This is a genomic window from Dyella tabacisoli, from assembly GCF_003350925.1.
Classification (GTDB): Bacteria; Pseudomonadota; Gammaproteobacteria; order Xanthomonadales; family Rhodanobacteraceae; genus Dyella_C; species Dyella_C tabacisoli.
On record NZ_KZ857174.1, the window covers coordinates 254,665 to 272,271 of the forward strand.

At 62.1% G+C, this 17,607-nt stretch carries 16 protein-coding genes and 1 riboswitch; of the genes, 10 read left to right on the forward strand and 6 right to left on the reverse strand.

Annotated features, from left to right (window positions below):
- Window positions 1-61: 61 nt before the first annotated feature.
- The 3 genes from DVJ77_RS05195 to ettA all read right to left on the reverse strand — a co-directional run bounded on the left by DVJ77_RS05195 (window position 62) and on the right by ettA (window position 3,715).
- Window positions 62-1,036 (reverse strand): MBL fold metallo-hydrolase, encoded by a 975-nt coding sequence (locus DVJ77_RS05195; RefSeq protein ID WP_114844419.1) that lies wholly within the window; start codon window positions 1,034-1,036, stop codon window positions 62-64.
- Between the two features lie 81 nt (window positions 1,037-1,117).
- Window positions 1,118-1,930 (reverse strand): orotidine-5'-phosphate decarboxylase, encoded by an 813-nt coding sequence (gene pyrF, locus DVJ77_RS05200; RefSeq protein WP_114844420.1) that lies wholly within the window; start codon window positions 1,928-1,930, stop codon window positions 1,118-1,120.
- A gap of 117 nt (window positions 1,931-2,047) precedes the next feature.
- Entirely contained in the window at window positions 2,048-3,715 is a 1,668-nt protein-coding gene (ettA, locus tag DVJ77_RS05205; protein WP_114844421.1) for an energy-dependent translational throttle protein EttA, read from the reverse strand.
- A gap of 299 nt (window positions 3,716-4,014) precedes the next feature.
- On the opposite strand from ettA, the gene glyA reads away from it, so the two are divergent.
- Genes glyA through DVJ77_RS05235 form a run of 6 tightly spaced genes read left to right on the forward strand, consistent with a single transcriptional unit; the run spans window position 4,015 to window position 9,313 of the window.
- Entirely contained in the window at window positions 4,015-5,268 is a 1,254-nt protein-coding gene (gene glyA / locus DVJ77_RS05210; RefSeq protein ID WP_114844422.1) for a serine hydroxymethyltransferase, read from the forward strand.
- A gap of 42 nt (window positions 5,269-5,310) precedes the next feature.
- Window positions 5,311-5,715, forward strand: coding sequence for a four helix bundle protein (locus DVJ77_RS05215; RefSeq protein ID WP_225427826.1), 405 nt, complete (start codon window positions 5,311-5,313; stop codon window positions 5,713-5,715).
- A complete protein-coding gene (gene nrdR / locus DVJ77_RS05220; protein ID WP_114844424.1) occupies window positions 5,716-6,237 on the forward strand; it encodes a transcriptional regulator NrdR in 522 nt (173 codons plus the stop codon).
- Between the two features lie 51 nt (window positions 6,238-6,288).
- Entirely contained in the window at window positions 6,289-7,410 is a 1,122-nt protein-coding gene (ribD, locus tag DVJ77_RS05225; protein ID WP_263853816.1) for a bifunctional diaminohydroxyphosphoribosylaminopyrimidine deaminase/5-amino-6-(5-phosphoribosylamino)uracil reductase RibD, read from the forward strand.
- Entirely contained in the window at window positions 7,407-8,276 is an 870-nt protein-coding gene (locus DVJ77_RS05230) for a phytanoyl-CoA dioxygenase family protein (RefSeq protein WP_114844425.1), read from the forward strand. The genes ribD and DVJ77_RS05230 overlap by 4 nt, the downstream gene beginning before the upstream one ends.
- Window positions 8,273-9,313 (forward strand): Gfo/Idh/MocA family protein, encoded by a 1,041-nt coding sequence (locus DVJ77_RS05235; protein WP_114844426.1) that lies wholly within the window; start codon window positions 8,273-8,275, stop codon window positions 9,311-9,313. The genes DVJ77_RS05230 and DVJ77_RS05235 overlap by 4 nt, the downstream gene beginning before the upstream one ends.
- On the opposite strand, the gene DVJ77_RS05240 is transcribed toward DVJ77_RS05235, so the two are convergent.
- The 3 genes from DVJ77_RS05240 to DVJ77_RS05250 all read right to left on the reverse strand — a co-directional run bounded on the left by DVJ77_RS05240 (window position 9,271) and on the right by DVJ77_RS05250 (window position 13,306).
- The gene (locus DVJ77_RS05240) at window positions 9,271-9,951 is read right to left on the reverse strand and encodes a hypothetical protein (RefSeq protein ID WP_225427827.1); all 681 of its coding nucleotides are present in this window, start codon (window positions 9,949-9,951) and stop codon (window positions 9,271-9,273) included. The genes DVJ77_RS05235 and DVJ77_RS05240 overlap by 43 nt on opposite strands.
- A gap of 32 nt (window positions 9,952-9,983) precedes the next feature.
- Entirely contained in the window at window positions 9,984-12,068 is a 2,085-nt protein-coding gene (locus DVJ77_RS05245; protein WP_114844428.1) for a TonB-dependent siderophore receptor, read from the reverse strand.
- A 227-nt stretch (window positions 12,069-12,295) separates the two neighbouring features.
- Entirely contained in the window at window positions 12,296-13,306 is a 1,011-nt protein-coding gene (locus DVJ77_RS05250; protein ID WP_114844728.1) for a zinc-dependent alcohol dehydrogenase family protein, read from the reverse strand.
- A gap of 94 nt (window positions 13,307-13,400) precedes the next feature.
- On the opposite strand from DVJ77_RS05250, the gene DVJ77_RS05255 reads away from it, so the two are divergent.
- The 4 genes from DVJ77_RS05255 to ldcA all read left to right on the forward strand — a co-directional run bounded on the left by DVJ77_RS05255 (window position 13,401) and on the right by ldcA (window position 17,566).
- A complete protein-coding gene (locus tag DVJ77_RS05255) occupies window positions 13,401-14,312 on the forward strand; it encodes a LysR family transcriptional regulator (protein ID WP_114844429.1) in 912 nt (303 codons plus the stop codon).
- A gap of 123 nt (window positions 14,313-14,435) precedes the next feature.
- Window positions 14,436-14,612: riboswitch (FMN riboswitch) on the forward strand.
- A gap of 131 nt (window positions 14,613-14,743) precedes the next feature.
- Window positions 14,744-15,385, forward strand: coding sequence for a riboflavin synthase (locus tag DVJ77_RS05260; RefSeq protein WP_114844430.1), 642 nt, complete (start codon window positions 14,744-14,746; stop codon window positions 15,383-15,385).
- A 102-nt stretch (window positions 15,386-15,487) separates the two neighbouring features.
- Entirely contained in the window at window positions 15,488-16,579 is a 1,092-nt protein-coding gene (gene ribBA / locus DVJ77_RS05265; protein ID WP_114844431.1) for a bifunctional 3,4-dihydroxy-2-butanone-4-phosphate synthase/GTP cyclohydrolase II, read from the forward strand.
- Between the two features lie 72 nt (window positions 16,580-16,651).
- On the forward strand, window positions 16,652-17,566 hold the full coding sequence (gene ldcA / locus DVJ77_RS05270; RefSeq protein WP_114844432.1) for a muramoyltetrapeptide carboxypeptidase: 915 nt from the start codon (window positions 16,652-16,654) through the stop codon (window positions 17,564-17,566).
- Window positions 17,567-17,607 lie beyond the last annotated feature (41 nt).

A 17,607-nucleotide genomic window follows, 5' to 3' on the forward strand; every position in this document is an offset into this window, starting at 1 on the left:
GCGTAGGTTGGGCTGAGCGCAGCGATGCCCAACGCCGGGCCAATACGATTGCCACAGTCACTCACAACTCCAACAAATCACGCCCAATAACCAACCTGCCCTTGAAGTGTGGGCTGACCGCTTCACGCCACGCCTCATCACTAACCGCCGGCACACCGCCAGGCACAAAATGCGATAACACCAGCGTTTTCACGCCTGCCGCCGTAGCGATGCGGCCCACCTGTTCGGCGGTGGTATGGCTGGCCAACAGGTGTTCGCGCAGGCGCTTGGCATCAGGCTCGCTGGCGATCAATCGATCCAGCGCGGGCATGTACATCACTTCGTGTACCAGTACATCGGCGTTGCGCGCCAGCTCGATCAAGTTGTCGGACGGGCGGGTGTCGCCGGAGATAACGATGCTGCGGTCGGGGCAATCAAAGCGATAAGCAAAAGACGGCACGACCGGTGGATGCTGTACGAGGGCCGCTGTGACTTTCACGCGCTCGTCATGCATTACAACGCCGGCCGTGGTCAGTTCATGCGGCACGATCAGCGGCGCCAGCGGCGGGCGGCCTTCGTCGGCCATGCGCGTTTGGATATCGCTGTCGTTCATCGCCAGGAAAAGCCGTGTCATTTCTTTCAACGGCGGCGGCCCCCAGGTGTCCACGCGGGTTTTCAAAGTGGCGGCCCAGGCCAGCCACAGCAGATTGCCGTAGTCGGCATTGTGGTCGGAGTGCTGATGGGTGATGAAGACATTGCGGATGGCATCGAGCTTGAGCCCGGCAAGCACCATCTGCCGGGCCACGCCATTGCCGCAGTCGATCACATAGATCACGCCATCGACGACGATCGCTTGCGCAGGGGCGGCGCGATTAGGCTTCGGCGTCGGTCCACCAGCGGTGCCGAGCAGGATCAGGCGGGAGCGCGGCGCGGGCGTGGTTTCGCTTGCGGCTAACCGCAGCGGGCAGGCGGCAGCGGCGAGGGTCAGGCCGGCGGCTTGCAACAGCCGGCGGCGTACGGGGCTGAACGCATCGTCGTTTTTGCTAGAGGTAACCATGCTTGCGACTATCGCACGAGTCGCGGCTGCATTTTTTGCAGGGCGGGATCGACGACAGACTCACGCCTGCCCGGCCTTTGTTCAGCGGTAGCGATTAATCGTGTCGCGCAATGCTTGCGTGGCGGTTCGTGCCGCTTGGGCGAAGTCTTCGCCGTTGCTGGCGTAGAGAATCGCGCGTGAGGAATTAATCATCAAGCCGGTGCCGTTGGCGCTGCGGCCGTGGCGCAGCACGGCTTCGACATCGCCGCCTTGCGCACCGACGCCCGGAACCAGCAGGGGCATATCGCCAATCAAGGCACGCACTTCGGCAAGTTGCTCTGGCCAGGTGGCGCCAGTGACCAGGGCGCAGTTGCCATGGGTGTTCCAGTCGCGCGCGATGATTTGCGCGACGTGTTGATAAAGCGGCTTGCCGCCGACGTCGAGATCCTGCAGATCGGCCGCACCTGGGTTGGAGGTGTGGCAGAGCAGGATCACGCCTTTGTCGGCACGGTCCAGGAACGGCTGCGCCGAATCGCGGCCCATATAAGGGTTGATGGTGACTGCATCGGCGCCGTAACGATCGAATGCTTCGCTCACGTAGTGCTGCGCGGTGCTGCCGATGTCGCCGCGCTTGGAGTCGAGGATCACCGGGATGCCGGGATGTTTGGCATGGATATGCGCGATCAGGCGCTCGAGCGTGTCTTCGGCACGCAGCGCGGCGAAGTGGGCGATTTGCGGTTTGAAGGCGCAGGCCAGGTCGGCGGTGGCGTCGATGATGGCGCGGCAGAATTCAAAGACGGCATCGGGCCTGTCGTGGAATTCGGCGGGAAATTTCGTGGGTTCGGGATCGAGGCCGACGCAGACCAGCGAGTGGTTGCGGGTCCATGCTTGTTGTAGTGCTTGCATGAAGTGCATCGGGGGCTCCTTGAGTTTCAGTCGTGCGGGGTGAGGCGGGTTGACCCCTCCCCAACCCTCCCCTGCGAGCAGGGGAGGGGGTCGTGCGTTTTGCCCCAAGCCAAAGGGGCCCGAGCCTTACACCAACTTCTTGTACTTCACGCGATGCGGACGCGCACCTTCATCACCGAGACGGCGCTTTTTGTCGGCTTCGTATTCGTTGTAGTTACCGGGGAAGAACTCGACGTGCGAGTCGCCTTCGAACGCCAGGATGTGGGTGGCGATGCGGTCGAGGAACCAGCGGTCATGCGAGATCACCATGGCGCAGCCGGGGAATTCCAGCATGGCGTCTTCCAGGGCGCGCAAGGTTTCCACGTCCAGATCGTTGGACGGTTCGTCGAGCAGCAGCACGTTGCCGCCCTGCATCAGGGTCTTGGCCAAGTGCAGGCGGCCGCGCTCACCACCGGACAGGCTGCCGACGAGCTTCTGCTGGTCGGTGCCCTTGAAGTTGAAGCGGCCGATATAGGCACGCGACTGCAACTCGTAGCGGCCGATGGTGATGATGTCGGCGCCGTCGGAGACCTCCTGCCACACGTTCTTTTTCGGATCGAGGGCGTCGCGCGACTGATCGACATAGGCCAACTGCACGGTATGGCCGCGCTTGACCTCGCCCTTGTCCGGCGTTTCCTGGCCGATGATGAGCTTGAACAGGGTGGATTTACCCGCACCGTTCGGGCCGATCACGCCGACGATGGCGCCCGGCGGCACCTTGAACGACAAATCGTCGATCAGCAGGCGGTCACCAAATGATTTGCTGACGTTGACGAACTCGATCACTTCCTGGCCCAGGCGCTCGCCCGGCGGAATATAGAGTTCGTTGGTCTCGTTGCGCTTCTGGTATTCGACCGAGTTCAGTTCTTCAAAGCGGTTGATACGCGCCTTGCCTTTCGACTGACGACCCTTGGCCGCCGAGCGCACCCACTCCAGCTCGCGTGCGAGGGCTTTTTGACGCCCCTTTTCGGCGGCTTCTTCGCGGGCCAGGCGCTCGCCTTTCTGTTCCAGCCATTCGGTGTAGTTGCCCTTCCAAGGAATGCCACGGCCGCGGTCGAGTTCGAGAATCCATTCGGCGGCGTTGTCGAGGAAGTAGCGGTCATGGGTCACGGCCACGACGGTGCCGGGGTAGCTCTGCAGGAACTGCTCCAGCCAATCGACCGACTCGGCGTCCAAATGGTTGGTCGGTTCGTCGAGCAGCAGCATGTCGGGCTTGGATAGCAGCAGGCGGCACAGCGCCACGCGGCGCTTCTCGCCACCGGACAACGGTCCGATCTTGGCCTCCCACGGCGGCAGGCGCAGCGCGTCGGCGGCGACTTCCAACTGGCGCTCCAGCGCATGCGCGTCGTTCACCGCCAGGATGCCTTCGAGCTGCTCCTGCTCTTTCGCCAGCTTGTCGAAGTCGGCGCCTTCTTCGGCATAGGCCGCATAGACCTCTTCGAGACGCTTTTGCGCATCGAGCACGTTGGCGACGCCTTCTTCGACCGCTTCACGCACGGTCTTTTCGGGATCGAGCTGCGGCTCCTGCGCGAGGTAGCCGATTTTGATGCCGGGCTGGGCGCGGGCTTCACCCTGAAAATCGGTGTCCACGCCAGCCATGATCTTCAGCACGGTGGATTTACCCGCGCCGTTTACGCCCAACAGGCCGATCTTGGCGCCGGGAAAGAAGCTGAGCGAGATATCTTTGATGATTTGACGCTTCGGGGGGACGATCTTGCTCACCCCGTTCATGGTGTAAATGTATTGCGAGCTCATGCAGCCTCCGAAGACGTGCACAGCGCTGTCTCAAAAGGGCAGGCCATGCACAGGGCGTGGGTATAAAACCCGTCATTATAGCGGCTTGTTGGTACCTGCCGGTGACGCTCAGGCAGGCGCGCCGCTGCCCAGGTGTCCGGTCAGCCGTGTGCCGGGCTCGGTTTGCGCCATGAGGGCTGTTCAGGCTGCTTCGTATGGTTTATCGGCCGGGGCCAGGCCCGGCGGCGCGATAGTGGCCGCAAATGCCCATGGGAGCTACACTTTCGGGTCTTCCCCGCTTGCCACTCACAGAGGTCAGGATGTTCCCGAAGAACGATACGATCGCCGGCTACGACGACGAACTGGCCAAGGCCATTGCCGACGAAGCCCGTCGCCAAGAAGACCATGTCGAGTTGATCGCCTCGGAGAACTACACCAGCCCCCGCGTGATGGAAGCCCAGGGCTCGGTGCTGACCAACAAATACGCCGAAGGTTATCCGGGCAAGCGCTACTACGGCGGTTGCGAGTATGTGGACGTCGCCGAGAAGCTGGCGATCGAGCGCCTCAAGCAGTTGTTTGGCGCAACGTATGCCAACGTGCAGCCGCATTCCGGCTCGCAGGCCAACCAGGCGGTGTATTTCGCCTTGCTCAATCCGGGCGACACAATTCTGGGCATGAGCCTGGCCCATGGCGGCCACCTGACTCACGGCGCCAAGGTCAATATTTCCGGCAAGCTGTTTCAAGCGGTGCAGTACGGCGTCAACGAGCAAGGCCTGGTCGATTACGACGAGGTAGAGCGCCTCGCCGTCGAGCATAAGCCGAAGATGATCGTCGCCGGTTTCAGCGCCTATTCGCAGGTGATGGACTGGGCGCGCTTCCGTGCCATTGCCGACAAGATCGGTGCCTATCTGTTTGTCGATATGGCCCACGTTGCCGGCTTGATCGCCGCTGGCGTGTACCCGAATCCGGTACCGCACGCCCATGTCGTCACCTCCACCACGCACAAGACGCTGCGCGGCCCGCGTGGCGGCTTCATTGTCGCTGCCGGCCTGAGCGAAGAGCACGAGAAGAAACTGCAATCGATCGTCTTTCCGGGGATCCAGGGTGGTCCGTTGATGCACGTGATCGCGGCCAAGGCAGTCGCGTTCAAAGAAGCGTTGGAGCCCGAGTTCAAGACCTATCAGCAGCAGGTCGTGAAAAACGCCAAGGCCATGGCCAAGACCTTGATCGAACGAGGCTACAAGGTCGTCTCCGGCGGTACGGAGAATCATCTGATGCTGGTCGACATGATCGGTCGCGATGTCACCGGTAAAGACGCCGAAGCCGCACTCGGCAAGGCGCACATCACCGTCAACAAGAACGCCGTGCCGAACGACCCGCGCTCGCCTTTTGTGACTTCCGGCCTGCGCGTCGGTACCCCGGCGGTTACCACTCGCGGCTATAAAGAAGCCGATGTGATCGAACTGACCCACTGGATCTGCGATGTGCTTGACGCACCGGGCGACGATGCGGTTATCGCCAAGGTCCGCGAGAGCGTCACGGCGCAGTGCAGGAAGTTTCCGGTCTACGGTTGATTCGGGAACGGGGAACGGGGAACGGGGAACATGGAGGTTCCGGTGATTTCAGACTATCGGGAATTGCGGGTGTGGCAGGATGCCATGGCATTGGCGGAGTCGATATATGCGATGACTCGGCAATTGCCCGTAGATGAGCGTTTTGGTTTGACTGCACAGTTACGGCGCGCGGTGGTTTCTATCGCCTCTTGCATCGCAGAAGGCAATGCGCGTAGCTCCACCCGCGACTATTTGAGGTTTTTGTCCATGTCTGCTGGATCGTTGGCCGAAGTAGAAACACAGACTCTGCTTGCAGAGCGTCTCGGCTATGTCTCCAGCAGCGACGCAGCGGCGCTACTGAACGCCATGCACTCTCTGGCTCGTCAACTACAGACACTGAGAAAAGCGCTGAGTAACAAGCTTGCGACAAACAGTTCCCTGTTCCCTGTTCCCCGTTCCCCGCTATAGATGCACTGCCCCTTCTGCCAGCACGAAGACACTCGCGTGATCGACTCGCGGCTTGCCGAAGACGGCGCCACCGTGCGCCGTCGTCGCGAGTGTCCGCAGTGCAGCGAGCGCTTCAATACGTTCGAGACCGCCGAGCTGAAGTTGCCGACGCTGGTCAAGAGCGGCGAGCGGCGCGAAACCTTCGACGAGCGCAAGCTGCGGGTGAGTTTCGAGCGCGCGCTGCAGAAGCGGCCGGTTACCTCCGATGCGGTGGATGCGGCGGTACGCACCATCATCAACGACCTGCGCAAGAGCGGTGAGCGTGAAGTGCCTTCGCGGCAGGTCGGCGAGCTGGTGATGCGTGAATTGAAAAAGCTCGATCAAGTGGCCTATGTGCGCTTTGCCTCGGTTTATCGCAAGTTCGAGGATGTGCAGGCATTCCGCGAAGAGATCGAGAAGCTGGAACGCGATCTGCCGGGGCTGGAGCATCTGCAGTTGTCCTTGCTGGGCGAGGGCGGCGGCCGGCGCGGCAAGAAAAGCTAAAGGTTTTGAACAGGCTCTTAGCCCTGTAGTGCGACAATAACTCGCATGCCTATGCCCTCATCGCCCTTCACCTCGCTCGATCACGCCCATATGGCGCACGCTTTGCGCCTGGCTGAGCATGGTCGCTACACCACCCAGCCCAATCCGCGAGTCGGTTGCGTCATTGCTCACGGTAGTGATGTTGTCGGTATCGGCTGGCATCAGCGCGCCGGTGAGCCGCATGCCGAAGTGTTTGCCTTGCGCGAGGCCGGTACCCGTGCGCAGGGCGCCACCGCGTATGTGACGCTTGAGCCTTGCGCGCACCACGGTCGCACGCCGCCATGCGCCGATGCACTGGTCGCAGCAGGTGTGGCCCGCGTGGTGATCGCCGCCGAAGACCCTTTTCCGCAAGTGGCCGGGCGTGGCATTGAAAAGCTGCGTGCCGCCGGCATCAGCGTAGACACCGGCCTGATGCGCGAGGCGGCGCGCGAACTCAATATCGGTTTCTTCAGCCGAATCGAGCGTGGCCGGCCCTGGCTGCGGGTAAAGCTGGCGATGAGTTTGGATGGCCGTACCGCTTTGGCGAATGGCGAATCGAAGTGGATCACCGGCGAGGCAGCGCGTGAAGATGTGCAGCGCTGGCGGGCGCGTAGTTCGGCGATTTTGAGCGGCAGCGGCACGGTGCTGGCGGATAACCCGCGCTTGACCGTGCGTCTTGTTGGCGATGGCTTTGTCGCTCCACTGCGGGTGGTGCTCGATCGTCAGCTACGGACGCCGTCAGGTAGCCATGTCCTGGACGGCGCCGCTCCGACCTTGCTGCTGCACGCGCCGACAGCAAATCGGGATGACTCACGCTTCGCCGCGGTCGAATGTGTGGCCGTGGCAGAGCAGGATGGTGCACTCGATCTGCATGCGGTACTTGCCATGCTGGCCGAGCGCGGTTGCAATGAGGTGCATGTGGAAGCCGGCCCCACGCTTTGCGGCGCGCTGTTCGCGGCGGGGCTGGTCGATGAACTATTGCTCTATATAGCGCCGCTGCTGTTAGGCGATGGTGCACGGCCGCTGCTGTGCTTGCCGCCATTGGCGGATATGGCGGCACGCTGGCAGTTGCATACGCTCGATCGACGTCAGCTTGGCGACGATACGCGTCTATTGCTGCGCCCACAGGATCCGCAGGGGATGGCTTTACCATGACGCATGCCAACGAGATGGTGACAACCGCGCTGACGCCTGCCGAACGCGCGGCTTTCCGCGAACAGGGCTATCTGATTCGCAAAGTACTCGACGCTGCCAGCGTTGCTCGTTACATAGCGGCCGTAGACGCTTCGCGCCGCGAACGCGCCGATGCCCAGCGAATGAGCAATCTGCAATTTCTGCAGCCAGGTAAAGACGTGCGGGGGTTGCAAGACATCATCTGCAACGAAGCCATTCTCGCTATCGGCAGCGACCTGCTTGGCGAAGGGCTGGTGATCGACGGCGCCTCGCTGTTCTACGGCGAGGCCGGCATCGATTATCGTCAAGGCTGGCATCGCGATGTGATGCAGGTGCCGGACGAGCAGATCGACCAAGCCTGGTTTAGCGACAGCTACCATTTCAACTACGTGCAAGTGAACGTGCCGCTGACGCGCGATCCATGTCTATGGATTGTGCCGGGCAGCCATCGCCGGCCCTTGAATGCGCAAGAGCGGGCGATCTTCGGCGATACCGAAAAGATGGCGCCGGTCGATGCCGGCGAGTTGAACGAGGGGCGGCAAATCGTGCTGCAACCGGGCGAGGCGGTGTTCTACAACAACTACACCGTGCATCGTGGCTACGCCGGCGTGCTGGGCGAACGTCGCATCACCATCCATTTGGGTTTCCACTCGACCCTGCACCCACCGACCTGCCACTTCGGTGTGCTCGATCACACACAATTCACCAGCGATTATCTGGACACTCTCGATGCCAAGGTGCGTGCCGCGTTACAGGCGCACCTGGCCGAACGTGCGCGTCATCCCGAAGTAGACGTCTATCACGCCTACCATCAGCAATTCATTCGCCAGGAGTTCAAGACCACATGACCGCAACTCCGATGGAATCAGTGCAAGCCATTCGCTGGGGCATTATCGGCTGTGGCGCAGTGACCGAGGTCAAGAGCGGGCCGGGCTTCAGCAAGGCGCCGCATTCGTCCCTGGTTGCGGTGATGCGTCGCGATGGCGCCAAGGCGCGCGACTACGCACAGCGCCACGGGGTGCCGAACTGGTATGACGATGCCGCCGCGCTGATCGCCGATCCGCAGGTGAATGCTGTTTACGTTGCCACGCCGCCCTCCACGCACAAACAGTATGCGTTGATGTGTATCGCGGCCGGCAAACCGGTGTATGTGGAAAAGCCGATGGCGATGGATGCCGCCGAATGCGCGCAGATCGTGCAGGCGGGGCGCGCGGCTGGCGTGCCGGTGTTTGTCGCCTATTACCGGCGCATGTTGCCGCGTTTTCGCAAGGTGCGTGAGCTGTTGTTCGATGAGCATGCGATCGGCACGCCGCGCATCGTTAACACGGTGCTGTATGAGCCTCACCATCCGCGCTATCACGATCCAAAAAATCTGCCCTGGCATGTGCAGCCGGAGATCTCCGGTGGCGGCATCTTTATGGATATCGGTTGCCACACCCTGGACATCCTCGACTGGCTATTCGGCCCGATCGTTTCCGCCAGCGGTCACGCCAGCAACCAGCTCAAGGCGTATCCGGTCGAGGACACCGTGGCGATGTCGTTCGCTTTCGGCAACGGCATGCTTGGCACCGGGTTGTGGAATTTCGACAGCGCTACGCACCACGACAGCATTGATGTCATCGGCACGCGCGGGCGCATATCGTTCGCCACCTTCGGCAATGGACCGATCCGTGTGGAGAATGCGGCAGGTGTGAGCGAGTTCAAAATCGACAACCCGCTGCATATCCAGCAGCCGTTGATCGAAACCATCGTGGCCGAACTGACCGGACAGGCGGGTGCCTGCCCTTCGACGGCCGAGAGCGGCATGCGCACCAGTTGGGTGATGGATCAGGTAATGCGGGATTATCGGATAGCCCAATCCACCGCCGCGTCAAACAGCCGGTAGCCTTCGGGCGTGAGATTGTCGAACGTTTCGTTGTCGAGGAAAAACATCACCCGCCGGGCCGGCGCCAGCGACTCGTAATCCATGGTGGCGCCTTTTTCATAACCGAAGATGGCGACCTTTTCGGGCTCGCCTGCCAGCGTGGCGATGATGCTCGCGCCGAGCCCCGGCTTGCCCCAGTTCATCGGCGCGTTCTTGACGTACACATTGACGATGCCCGCCGGCAATCCGGCGGCCAGCGCATGCGGTGCGTTTACCAGCCAGAGCGCGTGTTGCTTGTCGGCCTTGCCGAAATCGGTATCCGGGCGCTTGCCGCTCATGCCCATATCGTCAAGCAGATCGCTTTCCCAGGTCACCATGGGTGTGGGCGTATCGCGATACGCGCCCAGCAAGTCGCGTGAGCGCACGGTGGACGAGAGTACGACGAGATCGAAATCCTTGGCCTTGGCGGCGGGCAGGTACTGGTCATACAAGGTGACGGTAAAACCACGCGCCGTCAGATGCTGTTCGATCTTCTGGTCATAGGCCAGGCTCTTACCGTCCTTGCGCACGACCAGTAAGACGTTTTTACCGGAGCTGGTAGCGGCTTGTGCCGAAGCGAACCATAGGCAGCACAAAGTCACGGCGATCAGGTGGCGCACGAGAGATTTTCTTGCAGTCATCACGCTATGCCTCACAGGTCGATCTTCATGGTCAGCTTGGTCGTACGCGGCAACCCCATCGCCAGCCGGTTGTTGCCGGTCGCTGCCCAGTAGCGTTTGTCAGTCGCGTTCTCGACATTGAGCTGCCACAGCACGCGCTTGCCGAACATATTCGTGGCGTAGCGAGCGCCCAGTCCGGTCAAGGTGTAGTGGTCGATGTATCCCTGATTGGCGTTGTTCAGCGGGCGCCGGCCGGTGAAATAGAGGCCGCCATTGAGCGCGAGGCCGGGGATGGCCGGCACGGCGTATTCGGCGAACAAGCTGGCGGTAACGGCGGGGGTGTTTTCCGAGGTTTTGTCTTCCAGCGCGGCATTGATGTCGTGGAAGCGTGCTTGCAGGTACTGCGTGGAGAGTTGCAGCGACCATGCCTGAGACAACTGGCCCTGCGCGCTCAGTTCGATGCCGCGATAACGTAGCCGACCACTTTGCACAAACAGGTTGTTGTCATTGACGTAGCTTGCCGCGCGGTCGATATCGAATACCGCGCCGGAGAGCAGCAGTCGGTCGCTGGGCTGCCAGCGCATACCAAGCTCTTTTTGTTTACTGATCGTGGGTGGTAGCGCTTCGTTGACGTTGCTCGCGGTATTCGGCGCGCGGTCTCCCTGCTCGATGCCGGTGGCATACGAGGCGTAGGCCATCAGCCGCGGATTGAATTTGTAGATCAGCGCGGCCAGCGGCGTGGTCTTGCTCGCCTTGTAGTGATTGCTGCCCTGGTCGCTGGTATAGCGGGTGTAGCGCGCGCCGAGTATCGACTGCCAGTGCTCTGAAAAACTCAGCCGGTCGGTTACATAGATGCCGCGATCCACCGCGTTCAGCGCAGGCGTAACCGTGGTCTTGCTGATCGGTAGCCATGGCACGGTCATCGGGGCATAGAGATTTTGCGTGCCGGTGAATTGACCTGTCACGGTCTGGTCCTGGTTCGACTTGGTCTGTGCCGCGCCCAGGGTCAACTCGTGCCCGACCGATCCGGTGGCGAAGCTGCCGAACAGCTCGGCACGCAGATTCTGATTGTTCCAACTGGCGTCACTCTGGCGGTTACCGCTAAGCGTGCCCTGGCCAGTGAGCGGGTTGTAGTTTTTGATCTCGGTGAAGGCGCGGCGATCGCGAGTGACGTCGGCGCGACCGGCTTCGAGTGTGGCCAGCCAGCGTTCGCTCAAAGCGTAATCGGCATGCAGCAACACGTTATGGCCGTGCGCGGCAAAGTCGGCCCACTCGGGCGACAACCGCTTGCTGGGGTCGGGCATGCGCGGCAGCGTGATACTTCCGTTCTTCGCGGCAGGCTGGGTAATCACACTTTGCTCGCCGATCTTCTTGTGGAAATACTCCAGATCGGCGCGCAGATTCAGGCGTTCATTGACCCGCCAGTCCAGCGCCGCGCTGGCCATGCGCTTGTCGCCATCGATACCGTCAACCGGCGATGGCAAACTGCCGCCGGCTACGTTGATGCGTGCCCCGTATTGCTGGCGATCGCCAAAACGGCGGCCGACGTCGAGCTGGCCGATGGTGCCGCCGTTGTTGTCGACGCTCAGGCCGAGTGCGGTGATCGGTTGGTTGCCGGCGCGCTTGGTCACCATGTTCACCACGCCACCGGGTGCGGTATAGCCGTAGTAAAGCGCCGATACGCCCTTGAGTACCTCCACGCGCTCTTTGTCTTCCAGTGGCAGCTCGGTGAGGTTGAGCAGCGGCAGCGAACCGTTGAGTCGGTAATTGCTGCGGTTATCGAGCGTGATGCCGCGCATGGCCAGGTTGTCGAACACTTCGCCGCTGAGCTGTTGCTTGGTCACCCCGGCGGTATTGCGCAATACATCGTAGAGGCTGACGTCGGCCTGGGCATCGAGCAGGTCGCGGGTCGCTACGTTAATGGTGGCCGGCACATCCATGATCGATTGATCGCGAAACGCACCCACACCCACCGTGTGGCCGATGTAACCCTTGTCCTTATTGCCATGCACGTCGACCGATTGCAGCGTGGAGACGGGGGCTTCGATCGGGCCGGCCTGGGCGTGCGCGCACACCGCGACCAGACCAAGGGCCGCTAGGCCGACGTGGTATCGCATGGGTAGTCCTTAAGATGGGTTCCGCGCGTGCCAGGTCGGCCGGGGAGTTGGCGTGCCTGCAATCGGAATCATTGAATGATAATGATTCGCAATATTAATTGTATCGACGACGAAGCACAACGCCCGTCAGGTCGACGAATGGGCCGTGGCTCTTACCTCGTGGATGAGGAGCGGCAACGTGAAGGGCAGAGGGACAGCCGGCCATGCCGCGCCGGCTGTTTTCGCGCTTACGCGTTGAAGTCGATACCGATCTTGCCGAAGTGTTTGGCGGCGACCAGATGATCGAAGGCCTCGCGCAACTGGCCGAAGCCGAACACGGTGTCCAGCACCGGCTCCAGGCGGGTTGCTTCGATGGCCTGGATCATCTGCTCGTGTGTTTCCAGCGACGCCACCGAAATGCCTTGGATCTGCACGCGCTTGAGTATGGCTTGGGTCAGCGAAAATGTGGCCTCGGTACCACTCATAAAGCCGACCAGGCCGATGAAGCCGTGCATGCGTACGGCCTCCAGTGATTGCGCGAGTGTGGATGGACCTACCGTTTCGACCACGGCATCCACGCCAAGGCCGCCGCTAGCCTCGCGCACGGCGGCGCCCCATAGCGGGTTGTTCGCATAATTGATGCCGATATCGGCACCCAGCGCCTTGGCGCGGGCAAGTTTTTCGTCGCTGGACGACAGCACGATGACCCTGGCGCCGCGTAGTTTGGCGAACTGCAAAGCAAACAACGAAACACCACCGGTGCCGAGGACTAATACGGTGTGGCCGGTGGTCACGCGGGCCTGCTCCAGGGTTTGCCAGGCGGTCAGTGCGGCGATCGGCAAGGTGGCGGACTGCGCGCTGGAAAGATGCGCGGGTGCTCGTGCCAGCGAGTAGGCATCGAAACAGGCCAGCTCGCGCATCACGCCGTCGTAAGGGCCGCCGATCTCGGCGCCTTCCCACTCTGGCCGCATCGCCCCGGCGAGCCAACGTGATTTATAGAACGTGGTGACGCGATCGCCTGGCTTGAAGCGTGTGACCGCGCTGCCGACATCGACCACGATGCCGGCACCGTCGGAGACCGGCACGATCGGCAAATGCACGCCGCGATAGAGCTTTCCGCTCACCAGCAGGTAGTCGCGATAGTTCAGCGATGCGGCTTCCATCCGTACCCGTACTTCGTTCGGACCGGGTTGTGGGGCGGGGAGGTCGACGGCGTGCAGGTTCTCCAGGCCGAACGCGGTTAATTGGATGCTGCGCATGGGCGGTAGTCCTTGTTGAGTGGGAATGGAGGCATGGTCCGCCTGGCCGCTTGAGGTGATAATCCATCGAAATGGCATATCTTTTATTCAATCTATGAACAAATCATTCGAGCTGACGCCGACTCGCTTGCGCGAGCTTCGCGGCTTTACCGTTGCGGCCCGGCTACTGAATTTTTCGCAGGCAGCGCGTGAGGCCGGTTGCACGCCATCGGTGCTGAGCAGGCGTATTGCCGCGCTGGAGCATGCGCTGGGCAGCAAGTTGTTTTTGCGTACCACGCGGCGCATGAGCCTGACCGCACGCGGCGAGCAGTTGCTGGCGCATTGCCAGCAATTGGAGACGGTGCTCGCCGAGCTGGCGACCGAGCTGCGTCCGCGTAGCGAAGAGCCGTCCGGGCGTCTTTGCCTGCACTTGCCCGGTGCCTACGGGCGTCAATGCATCGCGCCGGTGCTGGCGTCTTTCATGCGGCGGCATCCGCAAATTCGGGTGGAAGCGGTTTACGACGATGCATATGTCGATCTGGTCGCGGCGAAGATCGATCTGGTGGTGCGGGTGGGGCGGTTGGCCGATACGCAACTGGTGGCGCGCCGGGTCGGCACTATGCGGCGCTATCTGTGCGCCTCGCCGGAATATCTTGCCGCGGCGCCGGTATTGGCCGATCCCGCCGACCTGAAGGCTCATCGCTGTATCGCGTTCAGCGGGTTGCGCACCGGCACCTTGTGGCAGTTCACCCAGCAGCGGCGCCGCCGTTCGGTGCGTATCGATCCGGTGCTGTCGAGCAATGATTCACAGGCTGCGCGTGATGCCGCGCTGGCCGGCGTCGGCATTGCGCTGCAGGGCGACTATATGGCCGATACGCTGATCGCGAGCGGCCGCCTGGTCGAAGTGTTGCCGGCATGGCAACTGGCCCGTTCGCCGATTCACCTGCTTTGGCTGCCCGGCGCCGACCGTGCGCCGGCCTTGCGGCGATTGATCGATTATCTGATCGAGAAGCTGGCTACGGAGTGAGCCAGGCCGTGGTTTGTGCACGCTGGGTGGAACACGCTGTCCGGTTTAATGCCCGCGATGGGGTTCGGGCGGGCCTGGCGATGGTGCTAAACTCCGGCGGCCAGTTCGCTGGCAAACACAATACGACGTCTTCAGGGCGGGGTGGAATTCCCCACCGGCGGTAGGTGCGCAAGCACGAGCCCGCGAGCGCTTCCAGCAACATGCTGGAGGGTCAGCAGATCCGGTTTGATGCCGGGGCCGACGGTAAAGCCAGGTTCGCTGTACGGGGCCGGCTCATAGTCCGGATGAGAGAAGACGGTATGGCGTTCGCCTTTGCCGGTGTGCGCCTGCCATACGCCTTGGGGCGTACTCGCTTTCATTTCATGCGGAGTACGTTTCATGTCTACCAAGCAGTTCGCTAGTCGTCGCGCCTCCCTGCCGGGAGAGTGCTGATGTTTACCGGCATCATTCAATCCGTCGGCCGTATCGCTCGTATCGAGCCCCGCGGCGGTGATGTGCGTTTAGCCGTCGATACGGCCGATCTCGATCTCACCGACGTGCAGCTTGGCGACAGCATCGCCGTGTCCGGCGTATGCCTGACCGCCGTGACGCTGGATACGCGTGGCTTCAGCGCCGATGTCTCCAACGAAACCCTCTCGTTGACTACGCTGGGCAAGCTCAAGGCCGGCGATCCGGTGAATCTGGAGAAGGCGCTGCGCCTGGCTGATCGCCTGGGCGGTCATCTCGTATCGGGCCATGTCGATGGGCTCGGCAAAGTGGTCTCGGTGACGCCGGACGGCCGTTCGCAGCGCTGGACCTTTGAAGTGCCGGCAACGCTGTCGCGTTACATCGCCGCGAAAGGCTCGGTGTGCATCGACGGCACCAGCCTTACCGTCAACGAAGTGGCCGGTAATCGTTTTGGCGTCAACCTGATTCCACACACGGTCGAACACACCGCGTTTCATGCACGCCGGCCCGGCGATGCGGTGAATATCGAGGTGGATGTGGTGGCGCGTTATATCGAGCGCCTGCTCAGCAGTGGCGAGGCGCCGAGGTTGGACGAGGCGTTCTTGAGGCAGCACGGCTTCGCCTGACTTTACCCGCCGGCTCAGCTCTCCCTAACCCTCTCCTGCGACCGAAGGAAGCCTCTCTACGGCGCGCGCAGGGGAGGGGAAACATCATTCAAGGAACAACGCATGTCTTTCAACACGATTCCCGAAATCCTCGACGATATTCGCGCCGGTCGCATGGTAGTGATTCTTGACGACGAGGACCGCGAGAACGAAGGTGATTTGATTATGGCCGCGCAAATGGTGCGGCCCGAGGACATCAACTTCATGGTGCGCGAGGCGCGTGGCCTGGTCTGCCTTACGCTGACCGAGCAGCGCACCCGCCAGCTCGGCCTGCGTCCGATGGTCAGCGACAACACCTCGTCGTACCACACCAATTTCACCGTCTCGATCGAGGCGGCCGAAGGGGTCACCACCGGTATCTCGGCGCATGATCGCGCACGCACGATTCAAGTAGCGGTGAAGGCGGATGCCAAGCCGCAGGATCTGGCCCAGCCGGGCCACATCTTTCCGCTCACCGCGCAGCCCGGCGGGGTGTTGACTCGTGCCGGACATACCGAGGCCGGTTGCGACCTGGCCGCATTGGCGGGCCTTGAGCCTGCGGCGGTGTTGATCGAAGTGCTGCACGAAGACGGCTCCATGGCACGCCGGCCCGAGCTGGAAGTATTCGCGAAAAAGCATGGCCTGAAGATCGGCTCCATCGCCGATCTGATCCGCTATCGGCTGGAAACCGAGAAGACCGTGCAGCGTGTGCACGAAGAGCAAGTGCAGACCGAGTTTGGCCCCTTCCGTTTGATCGCCTATCGCGATGTGATCCGGCACGGCCTGCACTTTGCCTTGGTGCGCGGCACGGTGGACGACGGTTTGCCGGTATTGTCGCGAGTGCATGTGCGCAACACGCTGTCGGATGTATTGCATCTGCAGCGCGACGATCTCGGTTTGACCGTCACCGCTGCATTGCGCCGCATCGCCGACGAGAATCGCGGGGTGCTGCTGGTGCTGTCGGGCGAAGATACCCCTGACGCACTGCTACGCCGGCTCAGCCGCCAGCCGCAGACGCAGGCGCCGGAGGAGTTGCAGCAGCAGGAGTGGCGTCAGCACGGCCTCGGCGCGCAGATTCTCACCGACCTGGGCGTACATCGCCTGCGCGTGCTCGGCACGCCGCGCAAGCTGGTCGGCCTGGGCGGGTTTGGCCTGGAGGTGGTCGAGTACGTTTAGGCACATTTTCGCCCTCTCGATGCCATACGCTGCCGGCCATACTTCAGCCCCATCACTGCAAAGTCGACACCCATGACTAAAGTCCGTCTGATCGCTCCTTCGGGTTACCCCCATGATCGCGACGCGATGGCGCGCGGCGTCGCGCGACTGCGTGACGCCGGCTGCACGTTGGAAGGCCTGGAAGTTCTTGATCGCACCGAGCTGCGCTATGCCGGCAGTGATGCCGAGCGCGCTGCGGACATCAACGCCTTGGCGACCTGCGATGTCCTGCCCGATATCGCGCTGGCGATTCGCGGCGGTTATGGCGCCACGCGACTGCTTGAACACCTGCATTACGACGCGCTACGCGAGCGTCTCAGCGGTGCGTCCAGCGTGCTGGTGGGGCATAGCGATTTCACCGCGTTGCAATTGGCGTTATATGCCAAGAGCGGTTTGTGTACCTTCGGTGGGCCGATGCTGGGGCCGGATTTCGGCGCCGAAGCGCCGAGCGGGCTGACCCTGCCGCATTTCTGGAGCACGGTACGTTCGGCCCAATCGCAAGCGCTTTGGCAGAGCAGCGGCGAGTCGGATCTCGATGTGCAGGGCCCGCTGTGGGGCGGCAATCTTGCGGTGTTATGCAGCCTGCTGGGTACCCCGTATTTCCCCCGTATCGACGGCGGCATCCTGTTTGTCGAAGACGTAGGCGAGCCGCCGTTCCGCATCGAACGCTTGCTGTACCAATTGCACCTTTCCGGCGTGCTGGGGCGGCAGCGCGCCCTGATACTGGGTGACTTCACCGACTGCCGGCCCAGCACTTACGACAACGGCTATGGGTTGACGGAAGGGTTCGCGCAGTTGCGTCGGGTGGCTGGTATCCCGGTGCTCGATGGCATGCCGTTCGGCCATGCGCCGAACAAATTCACCCTGCCGTTCGGCGCGCCGGCACGATTGCGGGTGACTGGCGGGCAGGCGGCGTTGAGCTTTCACGATTACCCTCACTTTTCTTAGCTAAACCGCCAGGGCGGGAGTGATCCGGCACCGCGGCGGTA